This is a genomic window from Deltaproteobacteria bacterium (assembly GCA_015233135.1).
Classification (GTDB): domain Bacteria; phylum UBA10199; class UBA10199; order JADFYH01; family JADFYH01; genus JADFYH01.
This window is the reverse complement of record JADFYH010000021.1, coordinates 1-18,591: the sequence shown is the minus strand read 5'-3', so window position 1 is coordinate 18,591 and position 18,591 is coordinate 1. Positions and strand designations below refer to the sequence as shown.

Annotated in this window: 16 protein-coding genes; 7 read left to right on the top strand and 9 right to left on the bottom strand. The window is 43.9% G+C overall.

Annotated features, from left to right (window positions below):
- Nucleotides 1-244: 244 nt before the first annotated feature.
- Entirely contained in the window at nt 245-1,339 is a 1,095-nt protein-coding gene (locus HQM15_07955; GenBank protein ID MBF0492698.1) for an ATP-binding protein, read from the top strand.
- Here the strand turns inward: HQM15_07955 and HQM15_07950 are convergent.
- The gene (locus tag HQM15_07950; protein MBF0492697.1) at nt 1,329-3,164 is read right to left on the bottom strand and encodes an ABC-F family ATP-binding cassette domain-containing protein; all 1,836 of its coding nucleotides are present in this window, start codon (nt 3,162-3,164) and stop codon (nt 1,329-1,331) included. The genes HQM15_07955 and HQM15_07950 overlap by 11 nt on opposite strands.
- A gap of 92 nt (nt 3,165-3,256) precedes the next feature.
- Between HQM15_07950 and HQM15_07945 the strand changes: the two genes are divergently transcribed.
- From HQM15_07945 to HQM15_07935, 3 genes are read left to right on the top strand one after another with little or no spacing between them, the layout of a single operon-like run.
- Nucleotides 3,257-3,583 carry a hypothetical protein gene (locus HQM15_07945; protein ID MBF0492696.1) on the top strand — a complete coding sequence of 109 codons (327 nt, stop codon included), beginning with the start codon at nt 3,257-3,259 and terminating at the stop codon, nt 3,581-3,583.
- 57 nt (nt 3,584-3,640) lie between these two features.
- A complete protein-coding gene (locus HQM15_07940; GenBank protein ID MBF0492695.1) occupies nt 3,641-4,021 on the top strand; it encodes a CBS domain-containing protein in 381 nt (126 codons plus the stop codon).
- A complete protein-coding gene (locus HQM15_07935; protein ID MBF0492694.1) occupies nt 4,018-5,286 on the top strand; it encodes a M48 family metallopeptidase in 1,269 nt (422 codons plus the stop codon). The genes HQM15_07940 and HQM15_07935 overlap by 4 nt, the downstream gene beginning before the upstream one ends.
- 80 nt (nt 5,287-5,366) lie before the next feature.
- On the opposite strand, the gene HQM15_07930 is transcribed toward HQM15_07935, so the two are convergent.
- The 7 genes from HQM15_07930 to rpsB all read right to left on the bottom strand — a co-directional run bounded on the left by HQM15_07930 (nt 5,367) and on the right by rpsB (nt 11,326).
- Nucleotides 5,367-6,587, bottom strand: a complete 1,221-nt coding sequence (locus tag HQM15_07930) for a 1-deoxy-D-xylulose-5-phosphate reductoisomerase (protein MBF0492693.1) — start codon at nt 6,585-6,587, stop codon at nt 5,367-5,369.
- A gap of 3 nt (nt 6,588-6,590) precedes the next feature.
- Nucleotides 6,591-7,406 (bottom strand): phosphatidate cytidylyltransferase, encoded by an 816-nt coding sequence (locus HQM15_07925; protein MBF0492692.1) that lies wholly within the window; start codon nt 7,404-7,406, stop codon nt 6,591-6,593.
- 8 nt (nt 7,407-7,414) lie between these two features.
- Nucleotides 7,415-8,152 (bottom strand): isoprenyl transferase, encoded by a 738-nt coding sequence (locus HQM15_07920; GenBank protein MBF0492691.1) that lies wholly within the window; start codon nt 8,150-8,152, stop codon nt 7,415-7,417.
- A 21-nt stretch (nt 8,153-8,173) separates the two neighbouring features.
- A complete protein-coding gene (gene frr, locus HQM15_07915) occupies nt 8,174-8,728 on the bottom strand; it encodes a ribosome recycling factor (GenBank protein ID MBF0492690.1) in 555 nt (184 codons plus the stop codon).
- Between the two features lie 14 nt (nt 8,729-8,742).
- On the bottom strand, nt 8,743-9,462 hold the full coding sequence (locus tag HQM15_07910) for a UMP kinase (GenBank protein ID MBF0492689.1): 720 nt from the start codon (nt 9,460-9,462) through the stop codon (nt 8,743-8,745).
- A gap of 5 nt (nt 9,463-9,467) precedes the next feature.
- Nucleotides 9,468-10,358 carry an elongation factor Ts gene (locus tag HQM15_07905; protein ID MBF0492688.1) on the bottom strand — a complete coding sequence of 297 codons (891 nt, stop codon included), beginning with the start codon at nt 10,356-10,358 and terminating at the stop codon, nt 9,468-9,470.
- A gap of 113 nt (nt 10,359-10,471) precedes the next feature.
- Nucleotides 10,472-11,326, bottom strand: coding sequence for a 30S ribosomal protein S2 (gene rpsB, locus HQM15_07900; protein MBF0492687.1), 855 nt, complete (start codon nt 11,324-11,326; stop codon nt 10,472-10,474).
- Between the two features lie 153 nt (nt 11,327-11,479).
- On the opposite strand from rpsB, the gene HQM15_07895 reads away from it, so the two are divergent.
- From HQM15_07895 to HQM15_07885, 3 genes are all read left to right on the top strand, one after another.
- On the top strand, nt 11,480-12,286 hold the full coding sequence (locus tag HQM15_07895; protein MBF0492686.1) for a tetratricopeptide repeat protein: 807 nt from the start codon (nt 11,480-11,482) through the stop codon (nt 12,284-12,286).
- 80 nt (nt 12,287-12,366) lie between these two features.
- A complete protein-coding gene (locus HQM15_07890) occupies nt 12,367-12,942 on the top strand; it encodes a methyltransferase domain-containing protein (GenBank protein ID MBF0492685.1) in 576 nt (191 codons plus the stop codon).
- A complete protein-coding gene (locus tag HQM15_07885) occupies nt 12,920-13,969 on the top strand; it encodes an FAD-dependent monooxygenase (protein MBF0492684.1) in 1,050 nt (349 codons plus the stop codon). The genes HQM15_07890 and HQM15_07885 overlap by 23 nt, the downstream gene beginning before the upstream one ends.
- Nucleotides 13,970-14,059: 90 nt before the next feature.
- Here HQM15_07885 and HQM15_07880 read toward each other — a convergent pair whose 3' ends face one another.
- Nucleotides 14,060-14,428 (bottom strand): hypothetical protein, encoded by a 369-nt coding sequence (locus HQM15_07880; protein ID MBF0492683.1) that lies wholly within the window; start codon nt 14,426-14,428, stop codon nt 14,060-14,062.
- Between the last annotated feature and the right edge of the window lie 4,163 nt (nt 14,429-18,591).

Genomic DNA, 18,591 nt, shown 5'->3' with positions numbered 1-18,591 from the left:
TTTCGACAGTAGTTTGAAAAAGTTGCGTATTTTTCTAAAAAAAACTTCAATACCCTCTATTTTTTTCTTTTTCTCTGAACACCCAAGCCTCGCAAAAACTCAAGATTTTTTTAACGGATCTTTCTCTTATCTTAAAATGCATAAAATAGCCTTGACCCTAATTTATGCATGCATTAATTAGATAGTACCCTAATTTATGCACAGATACTTAGAACCTTTTATTTCAAAAGATTTGAAGGAAAAGATGGTTTTTCTTGGCGGGCCTCGCCAAGTTGGAAAGACAATCTTGGCTTTTCACTTGCTAGGCAGCACAGATACCGAACATCCTGCCTATCTGAGTTGGGATGATCTTTCTACTCGAAAGTTACTCTTGGCGGGTGAGTTGCCTGCGCAACAAAAACTTTTGATTTTTGACGAAATCCACAAATACAAGCATTGGAGGAATTTCATCAAAGGGATATTCGACAAACAGCGTTCCAAACTGAAAATCCTGGTCACCGGCTCCGCGCGACTAGATTATTACCGACGTGGTGGGGATTCCTTGCAAGGTCGTTATCATTATTATCGTCTTCATCCTCTCACTTTAGACGAAATAGGGTCCGCACAAAAAGGTTCTATTTCCCAACTCCTCACTTATGGAGGATTTCCCGAGCCTTTCTTAAAAGCAGATGAAATTGCCTATAAACGTTGGCAAAAGGAAAGAAAAAGCCGTGTCCTTCAGGAAGATTTGATTTCCCTAGAACAGGTGAGAAATGTCTCTCACGTTGAGCTTCTTTTGGATATTCTCCCTTCCCGGGTAAGCGCCCCTTTATCGGTATCCAACCTGAGTAATGATTTACAAGTCACCTTTGAAACCGCTGAAAAATGGATACAGATTTTGGAAAGATTATATTTCGTCTATAGAATTCAGCCTTATGGTTTAACCCAACTTCGGGCAGCAAAAAAAGAACGCAAACTTTATCTCTGGGATTGGTCTCAATGCGAAAACGAAGGAGCACGTTTTGAAAACTTTGTCGCTTCCCATTTGCTCAAATATTGCCATTTTATCGAAGATACCCAAGGAGAAAAAATGGAATTACGCTTTTTGCGGGATTCGATGAAAAGAGAAATTGATTTCGTGATCCTCAAAAATAATAAACCTCTCTTCGCAGTAGAATGCAAAACAGGCGAAGGGAACCTCAGTCCCAACATCTCTTATTTTTCTTCCCGAACTCCTATTCCAAAATTCTATCAAGTCCATTTAGGAAATAAAAATGTAGAGTTGACCGAGTACAAAGCACGCCTCTTACCTTTTCAAAGCTTTATTAAAGAATTGTGGGAAGAAGATCTTACCCATTAATCAATTCATAATCCCCCTGCACTTTTTCTTGCTCACTTAGATTTTGATCCAATTTTACATAGGCCTCATCCAATTGAAGCTGCAGTTCTTTAATCTGTTTGGGATGAGTGGAGAGAATGCTCACATTCGAATTTTGAGCGGCTTCTAAAAGTTCTGTGTTCCATTGCTGAATCTGTTTTTCCTGGGTCTCAATTTGTTTTTCCAGTTTTTCCATTTCTTTTTTCAGAGGAGTCAACCTTCTCGATTTTTCGCTGATGAGATCTGCCCTCGCACGACGCAACTCCTGTTTGTTCATGTTTTTGCCAGGATTTTCCTCCTTTTGAATGGCCTCTTCTTGCCAGCCTATCTTGGCCAAGAATTCATCATAGTTGCCTTCAAAACTAAACACTTCTCCGTTTTGAAAAACGATCAATCGCTCCGCAAACTCCCGTAGAATTTTTTCATGATGGGTTACCATCACCACAGAACCTGAAAATTCTTGAATGCTTTGCAGCAGCGATTGCACCGATTCGATATCCAGATGATGCGTCGGTTCGTCGAGTAAAAGCAGATTGTGCGGCTCGGCCAAAAGTTTTGCCAGCAGCACGCGGCTTTTTTCTCCACCGGATAAAACCGAAATCTTCTTTTGCGCTTCGTCTCCACTAAACATCATGCAGCCTGCTAAACTGCGTACGCGGGTTTGAGACAAATCGGAATTCACCGAGGCAATTTCTTCTTCAATGCTTAAATTGTTTTGAAGTCGCGCAATATTGGTTTGTCCAAAATATCCCACTTTCAAATGGGGATGTTGATAAATTTCTCCAGAGTTCGGCTTTAGTTCCCCTGCCATCAAAGCCAGCAAGGTCGATTTGCCTTTTCCATTTTTTCCGAGGATGGCAATGCGTTCGTTGGCCTTGATGAGAAAAGAGAACTTACTGATAAGTCCCCTCTCCCGAATACACTCGGCGACATAATCAAAACTCAGCTCCCGACACTCCAACATTTTATCTGCCTCAAACTCCGCTTCAGAAAATGAAAAATCCAGATTTTCTTCGCTGTCAATTTTCTCCAGCCTGCTGGTTTTTGCGAGAAGTTTCAAGCGCGACTGCACCGCTGCCGCCTTGGTCGCTTTCGATCGAAAGCGATCAATAAATTCCATTTCTTTTTTGAGTTTCTTTTCCTGATTCAGCCTGGTTTTTTCATGCAGGGCCTCTTCTTCGGCAATCAGATGATAAATCTTTTCACAGCTGCCTGAGATTTTACGCAGCTTCTTTCGATACAGCATGGCCGTGTGCGTGGAGATACGGTCCAAAAAAGATTGATCATGCGAAATCACAATCAGCTCCCCTGGCCAGGCGTGCAAAAAATCTTCGAACCAGCGGATAGAGATGATATCGAGATAATTGGTAGGTTCATCCAATAGAAGCAGCTGCGGCGCGGCCACCAGGCTTCTAGCCAGGTTGATTCGAATCTGAAAACCACCCGAAAAATGAGAGGCGGGCAAGTCGAGATCCGACTTTGAAAATCCCAAACCGAACAGAATTTTTTCGGCTTGATATTGGAGAGAATCGGAACTCTCCGGTAAGGCACTTAGGACTTCCTGCAGAATATTTTCCTTTTCAAAATGGAGATGCTGGGCCAGATAAGCGATTTGATAATTTTGAGGGAAACGCACTTCACCGCTATCGGCTTCTTCTTGTCCGGTGATGATTTTAAACAAGGTGGATTTACCGGAGCCGTTGCGACCAATGAGTGCCAAGCGTTCGCGGGCAGTCATTTGCAAACTGAGATTTTCAAACAGTTGCTGGCCACCGAAGGATTTTGAAAGATTGATAAGGGAAAGCATAATACTTTTGCCAAGTTTTAAAAGCTAAGCTAACAGAGCTCTCATGTATAAAAATCCTATTTCAGGATTTGTTAAACTTTAAAGGAGAAAAAATGAATCAAAAAATCAAACTCGGCCTGATGTTGTCTTTCTTTTTCACAATCTTTTCAGGTCTGCTTCAAGCTCAAATTTCTGGGCAATCTCCTCCCGTCAATACTCATATAAACACTTCCCCCACACCCACAGCGCAAAATCAAGCTCTCGTGGTAGGAGCGCCTCCTTTTAGACTGGGAGAGCCTGTTCAGGTACTTTGGCATGGTACTTGGTATCCCGCCCATGTCATTCGTGTAAACCTCAAAAGACCTCTTGTGAGAATCCATTATGATGGCTACAGCCACTCTTGGGACGAGTGGGTAGGAGCAGATCGCATTCGAAAATAATTTTTAATCTTGCAAGGAACTGCCATGACAAAACCTATTCCCTCCATTCAGAAACACATGACGACCTCCCCCCATACGATTATTGGTCAGGAACAGACCATCGATAAAGCAAAAAAAATGATGGGCGAGTTGGGTATCCGCCATCTCCCCGTCCTCGACGGCGGAAAGATTGTTGGCCTAATTTCGGATCGTGATGTTCATTTAGTAGAATCCCTCTCGGGTGCAAACCCCCTTGAGGTTAAAATTAAAGGTGCCATGTCTCTGGATCCTTATCTTACCTCGCCCGATACTCCCTTGGATGAGGTAGTCTCTGAAATGGCTTCCCACAAATACGGGTCTGCCATCGTGGTTCAAAATGAAAAAGTGGTAGGCATTTTTACAGCGGTAGACGCCTTGAAAACGTTGGCAGGCCTGCTGCACACCAGGCTTGCAAAATGAGTGTTCTTAATCTGTTCTCTTTATTTCTTTTCTTTTTTTTCATCCATGAACTTTGGGAAACCTTTCTCAATCTTCTTAACCAAAGGGAAATCAAAAAAAATCAGCATCAGGTCCCTGAGTTTTACAAAGAGAATATCGACCTAGGGACTTATCAAAAAAGTACCGCTTACAATCTCAGTCGATTGCGATTTTCTCTGCTTTCAGGTTGGATCTCAAACCTGATCATTCTCGCGCTACTTTTCTTTGGTTTTTTTCACAGAGTAGAATTATTTTTACAAAATCATCTAGTGAGCCAATCACTTACTTTTGCGGTGGCCTATTGTTTGTGTGTGGGGGCAGTTTTTTCATTACTTTCCTTGCCTGCCTCGCTTTATTCTCAATTTGTCATCGAAGAAAAATTTGGCTTCAACAAGATGACTTTTGGCTTGTGGATGAAAGATTTATTAAAAGGTGCAACATTGTCTCTGGTTTTAGGAGTACCTATTTTGTATGCCCTCTTTTTATTTTATGGCAAAACGGGCAGTGCCTGGTGGATCTGGGCATTCTTAAGCTTGTTCGCTTTTCAACTTTTGCTTGCTGCCGTTTATCCCTCCTTTATTGCCCCTCTTTTTAATAAATTTACTCCTTTGGAAGAAGGAAGTCTCAAAGAAGCCATCTTTGCCATTGCTCGAAAAATTAATTTCAAAATGTCAGGGATTTTTACTTTAGATGGATCCAAGCGCTCCAGTCATTCCAATGCTTATTTTGCGGGCATTGGAAAGTTTAGACGCATCGTTCTGTTTGACACTTTAAGGCAGCAAATGAACGAACCAGAGATTATCAGTGTGCTGGCCCATGAAATGGGACACAACAAGAAAAAACACATTCTCAAACAATTGATTTTAGGATTTTTTATGACAGGCATTGGCTTTTTTGTTTTGGCTCAACTCATGAAATGGCCAGAACTGTACGACATTTTCCGAGCCGGCCCAGCCGCTGCCTACAAGGCTTTGGTCCTTTTTAGTTTATTTGCAGGACATTTCACCTTTATGCTCACTCCACTTTCCAACTATCTTTCTCGTAAATACGAATATGAGGCGGATGCTTTTTCAGTGAACGCAACAGGCGAGAAAGAAAACATGAAAAATGCCTTGCTGAAACTGAGTAAAGAGAATCTCTCAAATCTGACGCCTCACCCTTGGTACAGCTTTTACTACTATTCTCACCCAACTACTTTGGAGAGAGTAAAGGCAATTGAGAGCATGCCGAATAAGAAATTGGCATAATTTTAAAAATTAGATCTCTTTCATAAATCAGCGAACGGTCCCAAGTGCAAGGCGCGGAGGGTCCAAAATACCGGAGTTTGCTACTGCAAATGAGGATTTTTTGGATACCGCAACGCCGCAATTGGATCGTACAGCGATTTACGAAAGAGATCTATTGTTTCAAAATATTCCATCGCCTTTTCTCTGGACCAAGCATCCAGTCGAATCAAATCTTCTATGGTAGAAGCGCGTTGTTCTTGTCCCGCCTTCATCACCCATTCATTCAATTCCGGAATTTGTAAAAACCCAATCTCTTCTTTTAAAAACAAGTCGACTGCCACTTCATTGGCCGCATTTAAAATACAGGGGGCCCCTCCTCCTAATTTTAAGGCTCTCTTTGCTAAAGCCAGGCATTTAAATTTATTTAAATTGGGTTCAAAAAAACTGAGATTTTGAATTTTAATTAAATCGAGTGAAACTAAATTATTTTTCAATCTTTCGGGATAAGAAAGCGCATACGAAATAGGCACTCGCATGTCGGGGATGCCCAGCTGAGCCATCACGGATCCATCCTGATATTCGACCATCGAGTGAATAATACTTTGGGGATGAATGAGAACTTCAATTTTTTCTTCGGGCAAGTCAAAGAGCCAGCGGGCTTCTATTACCTCAAATCCTTTATTCATCAGGGTTGCCGAATCAATCGTAATTTTTTGCCCCATGTTCCAGTTGGGATGTTTCAAGGCTTGGGCCAAAGTGACGTTTTGTAAATCTTCCAAGGCATGAGTTCGAAAAGGGCCTCCCGAAGCCGTGAGAATAATTTTTCGAACTTCTTCAATGCGGTTTCCCTGCAGGGCCTGAAAGATGGCAGAGTGTTCACTATCGACCGGATAAATTTTAACCCCTGCTTTTTTGGCAGCCTCGTTGACCAACTCCCCGGCAATCACCATGGTTTCTTTATTGGCAAGCGCTATATCCTTGCCCATTTCAATGGCCTTTAAAGTGGGCAACAAACCCGCAGCGCCAACCAGGGCGGAAACCACAAGATCGACTTCAGCGAGGGAGGCAATTTCTGTGGGGCCCGTTGTGCCTGAAAAAATTTTTAATTCGGGAAAAATTTCGCGAAGCGGGGGCAGATCTTTTTCGTGCTGCACACTCACAAGCTTGGGTTTGAATTCCCGAATTTGTTCAATCAGTAAATTTAGATTTTTTCCTGCGGCGAGGGCCTGCACTCGAAAACGGTTTGGATTTTGACGAACCACATCCAGAGTGGAAGTCCCGATGGAGCCCGTGGAACCAAGGATGGAGAGGGTTTTTAGCATAAATCAGCCTCTGAATAGCGCGTAGTAATATACCAAAGGCGCCGTAAAGAGCAGAGCATCTACCCTATCCAACAAACCTCCGTGTCCTGGAATCAGTTGCCCAGAATCTTTCACATCTACACTGCGCTTGATGAGCGATTCCGATAAATCTCCCAGAGGCCCAATCACTCCAATTAAAACACCTATAATCACGCATTCTTTTTTGGGAAAGGCCTGCCAGAAAACAAGTTTGCAGATAAAAGTTGCAAGCACACTCCCTAAAACTCCGCCTACAAAACCCTCTACTGTTTTACCCGGAGAAACCAGGGGTGCCAGTTTGTGTTTTCCCATCGCATGTCCGACAAAATAGGCCCCAGTGTCAGACATAAAAGTGGCCCCCGCTACCAAAAAAACCCAGAATACGCCGTGATCCAAGGCCCGCATCAAACCCACATAAGAAAAAAGTGAGGCAATGTAAATGCAGCCCAACACGGTGATAGCAATCTGATGCAGGATCAGACCCATTTCATGTTTACGGAAAAGATAAAAAACAAAAGTAGTCACTACCAGTAGGGTTAAACTGGCAATCCAGAGATCGGACCCCCCTTTGGCAAAGAGAATGACCGCGCTCAAAATTGTTCCCAGCACTACACCTAATTGAGGAGAAGAAGAAGGATGATGAGGCAAGGCAATGGACATGTACTCTTTTAAACAAAGGGCCACCACTACAATTACAAAACTTTTAAAAAGGGCCAGTGGGGCGTAAAAAACAAAGAGCACTGCAAAGACCGCGAGTCCTAGTCCCCAATAGATTCTTTTTTTATCGATGTTTGCGAACAGAAAAGCTCCTAATCAAAATCTCTCAACTGATCACTCGTCATGCCAAAGCGTCTTTCTCTTTTTTGATAGGCAAGCACCGCTTGCAAAAAATCTTTCGGGACAAAATCGGGCCAAAGTTTTTCGGTAAAGTAGAGTTCGCTGTAAGCAATCTGCCAAAGCAAAAAATTACTGATCCTGAATTCTCCGCTGGTTCGAATGAGTAAATCAGGATCCGGAAAAGCGCTCGTTTGAAGTCCTGCTTTCAATTCCTCTTCGCTCACCGCAGAATCATCCTGAGTCTTGAGGCGTTTTTTTACAATCTGTTGAACAGACTTCAATATTTCGTATCGAGACCCATAAGAAAGCGCCAGCACCAGGTGCAGATCATCAAAATGCTCGGTTTGTTTCATGCTCCTCTGAAGCTCTTCCAATACTTCAGGGGGAAGCAAAGCGGTTTCACCAATGGTATGGAGACGAATTTTATTTTGAATCAGTTTTTCGCGCTTGGAGCTCAGAAAATTTTTGAGTAAATCCATCAACCCTTTTACTTCTTCCGGAGGTCTTTGCCAATTTTCGCTGGAAAAGGCGTATAAAGTCAGCACTTTTACACCCATTTTTTTGGCATAAATCACAATTTCTTCGACAATCTCGGTTCCTTTTCGATGACCTTCCAAACGGGGCAGTTTTTTTTGCATGGCCCAACGGCCATTGCCGTCCATAATAATGGCGATATGATGTGGAATTTTATCGGGGTCTAGTGATAGCATTAGATTTGTAAAGTGGTGACCTCAAACTTCCAAGAGTTCTTTTTCTTTAGCGCTAATGATTTGATCTACTTTAGCCACATATTCGTGGGTTATTTTTTCAACTTCATCTCCCAGATGTTTCACTTCATCTTTGGGTAAGCCGTCTTTTTCCTGTTTCTTTAAGCTATCCATCGAATCGCGGCGCACATGGCGCAGGGCCACTTTGGCTTCCTCTCCCTGTTTTTTTGCAATCTTCACCAAATCGCGCCTTCTCTCTTCTGTCAGTGCGGGGATAGGTAATCGCACCAGCTTTCCATCGTTTACCGGATTTAGACCCAAATCGGATTTTAAAATCGCCCTTTCAATATCGGGAATCAGCTTGGATTCCCAGGGAGCGATCGTAATCATGCGAGGTTCCGGCACACCCAGGGTTCCCACCTGACTCAGAGGAGTGGGAGTTCCATAATAGTCCACGCGCACAGCATCCAGCATACTTAAACTGGCTCGACCGGTACGCATTTTACCCAGATCCACCTGAAGAGACTTCAGGCATTTTTCCATTCGATCTTTACTCTCTTGAATGACTGAATTTGACATAAAATTCCTTTGTTTTAGCCACACACCACCTCGGATCCGACCTTTTCTCCCAAGATCACCCGCTTAATATTTCCTCGTTCGAATAAATTAAAAACGACGATGGGTAACAGATTGTCTTTGCATAAAGTGATCGCCGTTAAATCCATCACCTGCAAATCGCGATCGAGCACCTCTTTATAAGTGAGCTTCTCGAAACGAACGGCACTTTTATTTTTCAGAGGATCACTGTCGTAGATGCCATCCACTTTGGTTGCCTTCAAAATCACCTGGGCCCTGATTTCCATGGCACGCAAGGCAGCAGCTGTATCCGTGGAGAAATAAGGATTTCCAGTCCCCGCTGCCAAAATAATAATGCGTCCTTTTTCCAGATGTCGCATGGCACGGCGGCGAATGTAAGGTTCTACCACTTTTTGAATCTCAACGGCCGAAAGCACTCGAGTATAGACGCCCAATTTTTCCAAGCTATCCTGCAGGGCCATGGCATTCATGATCGTCGCCAGCATTCCCATGTAATCGGCGGTAGAGCGTTCAATGCCTCCCGCTTTTTCGCTGAGACCGCGAAAAATATTTCCTCCACCAATGACGATAGAAAGCTCTACGCCCAATTCCTTCACTTCCTTGAGTTCTTCGGCAATTCCTTTGACCACATCATGATCGATCCCGTAACCTTGAGGACCCATGAGGGCCTCGCCGGAAAGTTTGAGAAGGACACGCTTGTATTTGAGTTCAGGCATAGTTTTTACCCAATCGCCTTCGCCACTTCTGCAGCAAAGTTTTCCTCTTTTTTAGCCATTCCTTCCCCCACCTGGAAGCGGGCAAATTGTAAAACTTTAGCAGAGGCATCTTGCAGCTTTAAAAATTCAGCCACGCTTTGCTTACCCGAGGGATCTTTCACAAAGGCCTGTCGGACTAGACAAACCTGATCCGCAAAACTGGCGATCTTGCCTTCCATGATTTTTTCCATCACTTGAGGAGGCTTTTTCAAGTCTTTCATTTGTTCTTCATAAACCGCTTTTTCACGGGCAATGGCTTCTGCGGGAATGAGATCACGATCCAGATAAAGAGGGGCCGCAGCAGCAATATGCATCGCCACATCGCGAATGGCAGACTCTTGAAGATTTCCCAAAACTTTTACCAATACTCCAATTTTATTTCCCATATGGATATAGGAACCAATTTTTTCACCGCTTCCTGCAGGGACAAGCAACACGCGTCTCAAACCAATATTTTCACCAATCTTGAGCACCATATTTTGCAAGGTTTCTTTTACACTGGTATTCCCCAGCTTTTGTTCCAGGAGCGCATCAACAGAGGCACATTCTTTTTCCACTGCCAACTTTGCAATGGCATCCGCCGTTTTTTGAAAATCTTCATTTTTGGCCACAAAATCGGTTTCACAGTTCACTTCAACCAAAGCGGCGGCCTTTTCATTTTGATAAATAGCAATTCTACCTTCGGTGGTAATGCGGCCTGATTTTTTATCCGCTTTTGCAGCCCCACTCTTACGCAGCACATCTACCGCGGCCTCGATATCTCCCTTGCTTTCCACAAGGGCCTTTTTACAATCCACAATTCCGGCTCCGGTTTTTTCTCGAAGTTCTTTGATTAAATTTGCTGAAATTTCTGACATATTTTTCTCCTGTTATTCCTCTCTCCCTTGAGGGGAGAGAGTCAGAGAGAGGGTGCAAATTAATCTACCCCCTCACCCTACCCTCTCCCACAAGGGGAGAGGGGGATATGTTCTTACTCTGTTTTTTCTTCCGTAACAGCCGTGGCACTAAAAGTCTGCAAACCTTCCTCTTCCGACTCGGGTTTGGACACGTAGGCTGCGGGTTTGCCTTTCCCCTTCTCACGTCCCACGGCTTTTTTCTCTTCACCCAAAGGACGATTTCCTTCGGCACGGGCATTCTCTTCGCGCACTTGTTTTCCTTCCTGGATGGCCTCGGTAATTCCCCCCAAAATGATACGAATGGCACGAATGGAATCATCGTTACAAGGCACCAGACAATCGATATCTTCCGGATCACAATTGGTGTCTGCCATGGCAACCACGGGGATACCCAAGACCTTGGCTTCATGAATGGCGATTTTTTCCTTTTTAGGATCCACCACCACTACAAGCCCTGGGAGCTTCACCATGTGTTTGATTCCACCCAGCGATTTTTCAAATTTTTGAATTTCTCGATCGATGTTGAGATTTTCCTTTTTACTCAAGGCCGCAAAAGTGCCGTCTTCTTTTTTGGTCTGCAAATCATGCAGACGATCAATAGAGGCCTTGATGGTTTTAAAATTGGTAAGAGTGCCTCCCAGCCAGCGTTCACAGACGTAAAACATGCCGGACTTTTCGGCTTCTTCCCGAACAATATCCTGGGCCTGACGTTTGGTCCCGACAAACAACACATCCTGCCCTTGAGAGACAACTTCCCGGGCAAAATTTATGGCCTCAGTAGCCAATTTCAGAGTGATAGATAAATCGATAATATGGATTCCATTGCGGGCCCCATAGATATAGGGCTTCATTTTGGGATTCCATCGGCGGGTTTGATGACCGAAGTGCGCGCCTGCTTCGAGCAGGTCTTTCATTAAAATCTCAGACATATGGGCTCCTTTTGGTTTTGCACCGAATCTAAAGGCCCAAGACGATCCCGATTGATCGGGACACCGGGTCTTGAGAAATTCATTTTTAGACTCTGTTCGTTAATAATAAAAAAGTCGTTTCGGGTTAACATAAGGCCATGTTACACTGCAACCATGAACTTCATTTTTCTAATCCTGCTTCTTTTTATTCCCAATTTCAGCTTTGCCCAAAGTGCCCCGGCCACTTCAAGCGCCACTTCGGGAAACGAAAAGGCCATTCTCACCAATTATGACGATTATGATTATTACAAAAAAAACGGCCGTACTTCAAAGGCCTGGAACGATTTGGTAAAAGATGGCTTTGAATCTTACAACAAACGCGATTGCGAAAAAACCATCGCCTACCTGAAAGAAGCCATCAAGGCTGGTTGCAGCGACCCCATCGTCAATTTTAAATTGGCGGCCTGCTCGGAGGCCACAGGAAGTTTATACTCCGCCTTGCAATATTATCGTGAGTCCGAAACCGGGCTCAAAATTTTAAAGACCCCTCATCGTTACCAACAGGATTTTTATGAATCGATAGGAAGGGTTTTGCTATTCAATAAAAAAACCGATGAAGCCCTGCCTTACCTCACCAGAGCCGCCGAAGTAGGCACTCCCAGTTTTGTGCTCTATTATATTTTGGGCGAGCTTTCTCTGAGTAAAAAAGACCCAGGCAAGGCCCTGGAATATTTTACCAAGGCAAGCCAATTGCCTCTGGATGGAGCCACTCCCGCACAGCTCACCAAAATTTACAAAATGATGGGGAACTCTTATCTGGAAGCAAAAGATTGGAAAAACGCCTTGGAGTATCTGAACAAGGCCCTGCAACAAAGCCCCACAGACCCTGAACTGCAACAAGCTCAATACCGTGCGAATGAAATGAAACGACAGGATGAGTTGATGAATTTTATGGAGAAGATGAAGAAGGAAAGTGAGTAGTATACAGTTTTTGCACTTCGTCTTAAAAAATCAATCAGAACACGGGCTCGTATCGCCACACCTTTAAAGCCTTACACAGCTTGATTCCGAGCGCTCATCCTGAAGATAAACCCATACGCATTTTGGATATTGGTTTTGGAAATGGAGATTATTTAAGACGTATTTACGAATGGGCTCAAAAACAAAAACTAAAAGTAGATTTGAGCGGTGTAGACCTCAATCCCTGGGCTAAAAAAGCCGCTCAGAAATTGACGCCTAAAGGGCTGCCTATACGCTATTTTACAAGTAACGTTTTCGACTTCAAACCCGATGAGCCCTACCACATTATTCTCAATTCGCTTTTTACTCATCACCTTAGCAATGAAGAAATTATTAAAGTCATGCAGTGGATGACAGCCAATGCGCAGTGGGGTTGGTTTATCAATGATCTCCATCGACATTGTCTTCCCTATTATTTTATTCGCTATTACGTGCGATTACAAAACTACAATCGCTTGGTCCGCAACGATGCGCCGCTCTCTGTGGCACGGTCTTTTACACGTAAAGATTGGGAAAATTTAATCCAGCGTTCAGGATTAGAAGAAAAACATCTGCATGTTTCCTGGTACTGGCCTTTTCGCTATGGAGTCACCTATGCGACCACAACAAATTTTTGACGTGTTGGTTATCGGGGGAGGCCTTGCCGGTTCAGCAGCAAGCTTTCACCTCGCGTCTCACGGCTATTCGGTGGCGATTGTGGAACGCGAGGCCCAGGCCCATCATAAAATTTGCGGCGAATTTTTAAGCCAGGAAACTCTGCCCTACCTAAAGGAATTGGGAATAGATTTGGATGCCTTGAAAGCATCCTCGCTCAACGCATTTTCTTTTTATTCCACTCACTTTAATAGTCGAAACTTGTTTGATGCTCCAGCTCGCGGCTTATCTCGTTATGTGCTGGATGAAGCCTGTCTTGAAAAAGCAGGCCAAGCGGGCTGTCTTATTTTTAGAGGAGAACAGGCAGAAAGTTACGAAAAAGATTCTTCACAAACCTTTCTATTAAAAACTTCACGAGGCATTTTAAAAGCAAAAACACTTTTTCTGGCCACTGGAAAACATGAACTTAAAAAAATGAATATCCGACAAGGGCTGGAAAGCTCTGCCATAGGCTTTAAAATGCATTGTCATTTAACAGAGGAAGCCCAGAAAAAATTAAAACAGGATATCGCGCTTTTTTTCTTTAAGGGAGGCTATGGGGGACTGTGTAAAATAGAAAATCAAATCGCCAACTTTTGTTTTATTATCGATAAAAAACGTTTTCGTAATTTGGAAAACTCTTATGAAACGACGCTTAGCTCTCTTCAAAAGGAAAACCCAAGTCTGGGTGAATTTCTCAAAAATGCTTCTCCTCTATGGCCCAAGGTGCTGGCTATGTCAGGAATTCCCTACGGCTATTTATTTAGAGCCAAAGTTTCAACTCAAGAAACTGGAATTTATCCCTTGGGAGATCAGTTTGCGGTCATCCCCTCTTTGACGGGAAGTGGAATGGCCATCGCCCTTTACACGGCTCGCAAGGCCTTTACACGGCTCGCAAGGCCTTTACACATTATCATCAAGATAAAAATGAGGGAGTCGCTTCTTATGCAAACGAATGCTTCAAAACCATCCAATCCCGCATGCACCTGGCTTATCCCTTTCATGCCTTGACGCGATCTCCTCTATTGGCGGACCTGGCTGTCGCTTTACTCAAGCCGCTTCCAGGTGTTACAAAATATCTGATTCAAAAAACGAGGATGCCTAACTTGGGATCCAATCTCCCACATTCATTCCAAAACTAAGCCCGAATTGAGCTAACATATCTTTTATTTCTTTGCGCGATTTAGGACCAAATGCACTATGTTTTTCGAATATCTCTTCGCTCATCCGAACAAGTTCTCCTAAGTATTGAATATTAGCATTTTGCAGACAGTTTGCAGCCCTTACGCTTAAAGTCACTTCGTCTACTCGCAAATTTAGATTATGGAGCTGTAAGGCAGCTCTAGCTTTTGTTGTATTAATACCAGGAGCTGTCCAGCCTTGCGTATCCATCCCCAGACTTAAACCAAAATTACTCAAAACATTTTCAATCTCTTGCAATGAGAACTCACCAAAATTTTTCACCTGCATCAAGTCTTCTCTTCTATAGGAGACTAAATCTCCTATAAATCTAACCTTGAGCGCTTCCAAGGCATTAGCAGATCGAACAGAAAGGCTCATCGAACTCTCTACAGGCCTATCCAATTTTGCAAAGAGTAAAAGTCGTGGATTTTTCTGCTTATTTTCTATCTGAAGATTCACACCCTTTTTTGCAAAAATTTCCTCAAGTCGTTTCGCTAAATTTTCTCCAAGTGTTTCTCTTCCTACATTTAATAGATCTTTTACTTTTTTGCCTAAATCATAGGCTTTCAATAAGCTTGCAGAAGCTTCCAGCAATTCTTCTGTATTGCAATTCTGTAGGAATATTTCGCGTAACCTTTCATACAAAATCTGAGAAATGTACCCATTTACTCTAAGTGAATTTCCATTATATCTGGCAGCAATCTTTTCATAGCTCTCACCCGCTATTAAACCTTGATAAACTTGTGCGTGAATATCCGATAATAATCCGCTAGTATCGACTTGTTTCAGCCATTCAACCCATTCTCGATCAGAACGCCGATTTGGGCTATATCCTCTCAAGGCAAGAATATAATCATGTAATCTTTTTGGCACATGACGACTGACAGGCATTTCTAATCGTAAGCCCCTTGGATTAACAGCAGGATTTTCTAGTCCTTTTCTTGCTTCGTAAGAGTCGCTGACTTGCCAAGTCATCCAGATAAGAAAACGGTTTTGTAAATCTTTTTCTATCTCTTGAATAAGCTCAGCAGCCACATTCCAATGCCGTGCTAATTCTGCGCGTGTACTTACTTTTTCTGCCATAATGCGGTGTCGAAATACAGCCAAGTCGATTGCCTCTTCGATTTCAGTTTCAAAAGTTATTGTGGCATTCGTCATTTGTTGCAGAACTTCTTCGTCAGTCCAGGGAAATTCAACATTAATCTCATCCTGATCCGCTGCCATGAAAGATTTTAGCCACAACTCTTTCAGTTTTGGAATGAGGCTATACAAACCATATTCAAAAGTTTTTCGATTTGTCGGTTCCGGATGAAATTGTCTTCGCAAGATCCTATCCAGATGCTCAGCACGTTCGGAAAGGCTTTGGCCTTCAGCAAGCATCCATTCTGAAAGTTCTGCGGTGAGTCGCGCTTCCAGACCTTGTCCACCTGCTAACCATTCATGAACGACTGTTTCCCAAGTCTCAATAAATAAACGCTGTGTGGCTGCTTCGCCGCCCAAGAGACCTTGCAATCTCAGAAGGTAATCTAGACGTGTGGGCACTGTGCCAATTGAAAATCCACGCAATACTGCAGCGGGCACAGCACTCGCCTCTGCTAAAGCATCAACACCTCCCACTGCCGCAATCGGTGCGACGATGGACCGACGCCAGGTTTCGATGGCTGGCAAGTGTGTGAAAAGATCTGTAACATCCACTTGAACCCTATCTTCCTGAGCAGCTGTCGCTGGTTTTGTCTGCCCGCCAGTATCTTGCGCTGCATTCGATTCGTCGCTTTCCCGACGAACTTTTTCTCTCAAACCACGCGAAGTAAAATCTTTTCCGGGATCTTCCACCACACCCAAGACCTGCGCTAAAGAAGCAAATTCCGCTTTGTCGCTCCAGGCCACTTCCAAAACAAAGAAATCAGGCATGCGATGATCAGGCTCATCGGCCCAACCACGACCGGTGCGTTGTGCAAAAAGCTCAATGCTGTCCGTCTGATAAGTATGAAAAGCCGCTTGAGCTCCCTTTCCGCGAAACCCTCGAGAGAGCATCACTATCGAAATAATCGGCTTGTCTTGTTGCTCCCAAGCCCGCACAGCTGCTTGATTATCGGCATCCTCGTTATCGGAATGAATGACTTGTGCATAATCAGGTCCGTAAAATTCATTCATTGCCTGCTGCATCACAGTGGCTTGCTTAATGGTATGGACAAAAATAAAATTCTTATTTTGAAAACCTTTTTGATAAAGATTGAAGTGATAATACTTCACCAACTTCTTTGCGTTTTGGATGCTTGGGTCCCACAGAATCAGACGCTCACCTGTTTTTTCATCTCGGCTTTCTGTATAGGTGACACCTCGAGCCTCGAGGGTCACTCGTTCCTCCTCAGAGATTGCAACTTGCTCTGCGTCTCTTACTGCTTTTCTTCCTAAAATCACGCGCCGACCACTGAGATGACGAATATAACCCTCTTCAATGGCATCCAAAATATTATATTCACCACTTTGATGATAACCCTCCAAACCTGCACCAGTTCCTGACAAGCCAATAACCAATCCTCTGTTACCAGCAGCGGCAGGTGGCCGCATCCGGCTACGTTTGCCGACCTTGACCTCTTCGCCCAAAGCAAAATGCTGGTAAATTTTACGATGGCTGGAAGACTGCGTGAAGAAGGCCTCGTCATTGAGGATCACCGTAGGAATATTGGGGTCAAATTTATCCAAGCACCTCGACAGGGTGTACATGCTGGCTACCGTAATCAGCTTATCATACATTTTAACGTCTTTATCTAAGCGCCCAATATTTTCATAACCGAAATGGCTGTCTCCATCGGGAAAGCGACTGGCATCCACTAAATCGACAATGGATTGCAAAGTGATAGTCGAAGACGAGCTTAAGTCGATATAGCGTGTGTTTGCCGGCATATAATGTCGTAATAAATCGATGATGGGCCCCTTCATCCGACTTTTTCCGGTTTGCATGGGTGAGGCAAGCCCTAACCACAACGAAGTTTTTCCAATGACATCCTTTTCGATACCTTCCAGCATGCGGGTTTGATAGTCACGAAGTCCCCAGCGGGCGGCAATCTCAGCGGCAACACGTGGCGCAACAAACGCAGCAGTTGTACCAGCAGCCACACCTGTAGTCATTGTTGTGTTTTGAATAAAGAGACCCTGTTGCCTGTCCAATTTATCACGAAATTTTGAAGTGGGATCTAAAGGATCAAAGGAACAGTCTGTAAAATCAGGAATAAAATCAGAAGTTGCAAAAGCGAAAGTAGGAACTTTTGCGTGGGGTAAAGGTGAAGCAGACCTCTCCCCAGCCCTCTCCTTCGTAAGGAGAGGGAGTTCAAATGTACTCGTACGCGCATGAAGTAGACTCCCCAGATGTCCTCCGGTATTCATACCAAAATCGCTGCAGACAGCTTGAGTGAGGGCCTGCACTGTAAAATGGGCGGCGATAGCGTTGTTTTGGGCATCTACAAAATAATGAATGCCCAAAAGACCATCCAAAGCTCTGGCTCCCAGAATTTCTGTCGCTGCACCGAGACTCATCGTAAGCCCACCCAAGGCACGGGCTGTAAAATAAGCAGCAACACGCCCTGATAAACTGCTTCCACCAAACAAAGCTGCCAACGCAGGTTGAGCAAAATGGCCCACATATTCTGCGGCGCCCATGTTCATGCCTCCACGCACATCCTTATTCACTTCTAACAGATGTAGGCGGTTTTCACCGTAATAGAGAGATTCCAAACCTTGGTGTAAGCGACTCGAGGCCAAATGCACGACAAAGCCACGAAGTAAAAGATTGCGAACACCCAAAACCCCTGCCACCGACCCTCCCATAGTACAGGTGACCAAGGCCAAACCGGTTTCCACCACAAAGTCGGCCTTAAAAACATGTTCTTGAAGGGCCGCTAAAAATTCATTGCTGCCATGACGCAGAGTTTCATTTTGAAGGTGTCTATCGAGAAAATTATGAGCTACAGCAAAGAGAGGATGAGTGTGCGGAAGAAGCTTTTGTTCGGCGGCGTGTAACAAATAATTACAATCATCCGCAAAGTGGGTAAAAAAATTCGGGTTTACAGGCTGTGAATTGATATGTCTGGAAACCGGCTCAGAAAGCGGATCTGCCGTCTGCCTATGGGGGGGGTTGCTGCCCCCCCTCTAATTGAGCATCCAGAGGGCTCTGTGCATTCGCAGGGCCCGCTTGTCCGCCAATAGGAGTATGAGGGGTAAGGAAGAAATTGTAGTTCATAATGTTTTATCTTTTTGTCTTTTTTTTAACTTCGGGTGCAGTTATCGGCAACTTCTCATAAAAGTTGCTTAAAATATCTAGGCTGGATGCATTTAATTACTGGGGGTAAAAAAGAGCAAAAAGTAAGGAAAGTTTAATTTTGCTTAGAGATAAAAAGAAGGCGAGGATTTCTTGGTTTGAAAAGGACAAGAAAGGAGCCTCGCCTATGATC

Coding starts and splice junctions, on each gene's coding strand:
- HQM15_07955 (MBF0492698.1), top strand. CDS start 245: ATGGTTTTTCTTGGCGGGCCTCGCCAAGTTGGAAAGACAATCTTGGCT.
- HQM15_07950 (MBF0492697.1), bottom strand. CDS start 3,164: ATGCTTTCCCTTATCAATCTTTCAAAATCCTTCGGTGGCCAGCAACTG.
- HQM15_07945 (MBF0492696.1), top strand. CDS start 3,257: ATGAATCAAAAAATCAAACTCGGCCTGATGTTGTCTTTCTTTTTCACA.
- HQM15_07940 (MBF0492695.1), top strand. CDS start 3,641: ATGACGACCTCCCCCCATACGATTATTGGTCAGGAACAGACCATCGAT.
- HQM15_07935 (MBF0492694.1), top strand. CDS start 4,018: ATGAGTGTTCTTAATCTGTTCTCTTTATTTCTTTTCTTTTTTTTCATC.
- HQM15_07930 (MBF0492693.1), bottom strand. CDS start 6,587: ATGCTAAAAACCCTCTCCATCCTTGGTTCCACGGGCTCCATCGGGACT.
- HQM15_07920 (MBF0492691.1), bottom strand. CDS start 8,152: ATGCTATCACTAGACCCCGATAAAATTCCACATCATATCGCCATTATT.
- frr (MBF0492690.1), bottom strand. CDS start 8,728: ATGTCAAATTCAGTCATTCAAGAGAGTAAAGATCGAATGGAAAAATGC.
- HQM15_07910 (MBF0492689.1), bottom strand. CDS start 9,462: ATGCCTGAACTCAAATACAAGCGTGTCCTTCTCAAACTTTCCGGCGAG.
- HQM15_07905 (MBF0492688.1), bottom strand. CDS start 10,358: ATGTCAGAAATTTCAGCAAATTTAATCAAAGAACTTCGAGAAAAAACC.
- rpsB (MBF0492687.1), bottom strand. CDS start 11,326: ATGTCTGAGATTTTAATGAAAGACCTGCTCGAAGCAGGCGCGCACTTC.
- HQM15_07895 (MBF0492686.1), top strand. CDS start 11,480: ATGAACTTCATTTTTCTAATCCTGCTTCTTTTTATTCCCAATTTCAGC.
- HQM15_07885 (MBF0492684.1), top strand. CDS start 12,920: ATGCGACCACAACAAATTTTTGACGTGTTGGTTATCGGGGGAGGCCTT.
- HQM15_07880 (MBF0492683.1), bottom strand. CDS start 14,428: ATGCAGGTGAAAAATTTTGGTGAGTTCTCATTGCAAGAGATTGAAAAT.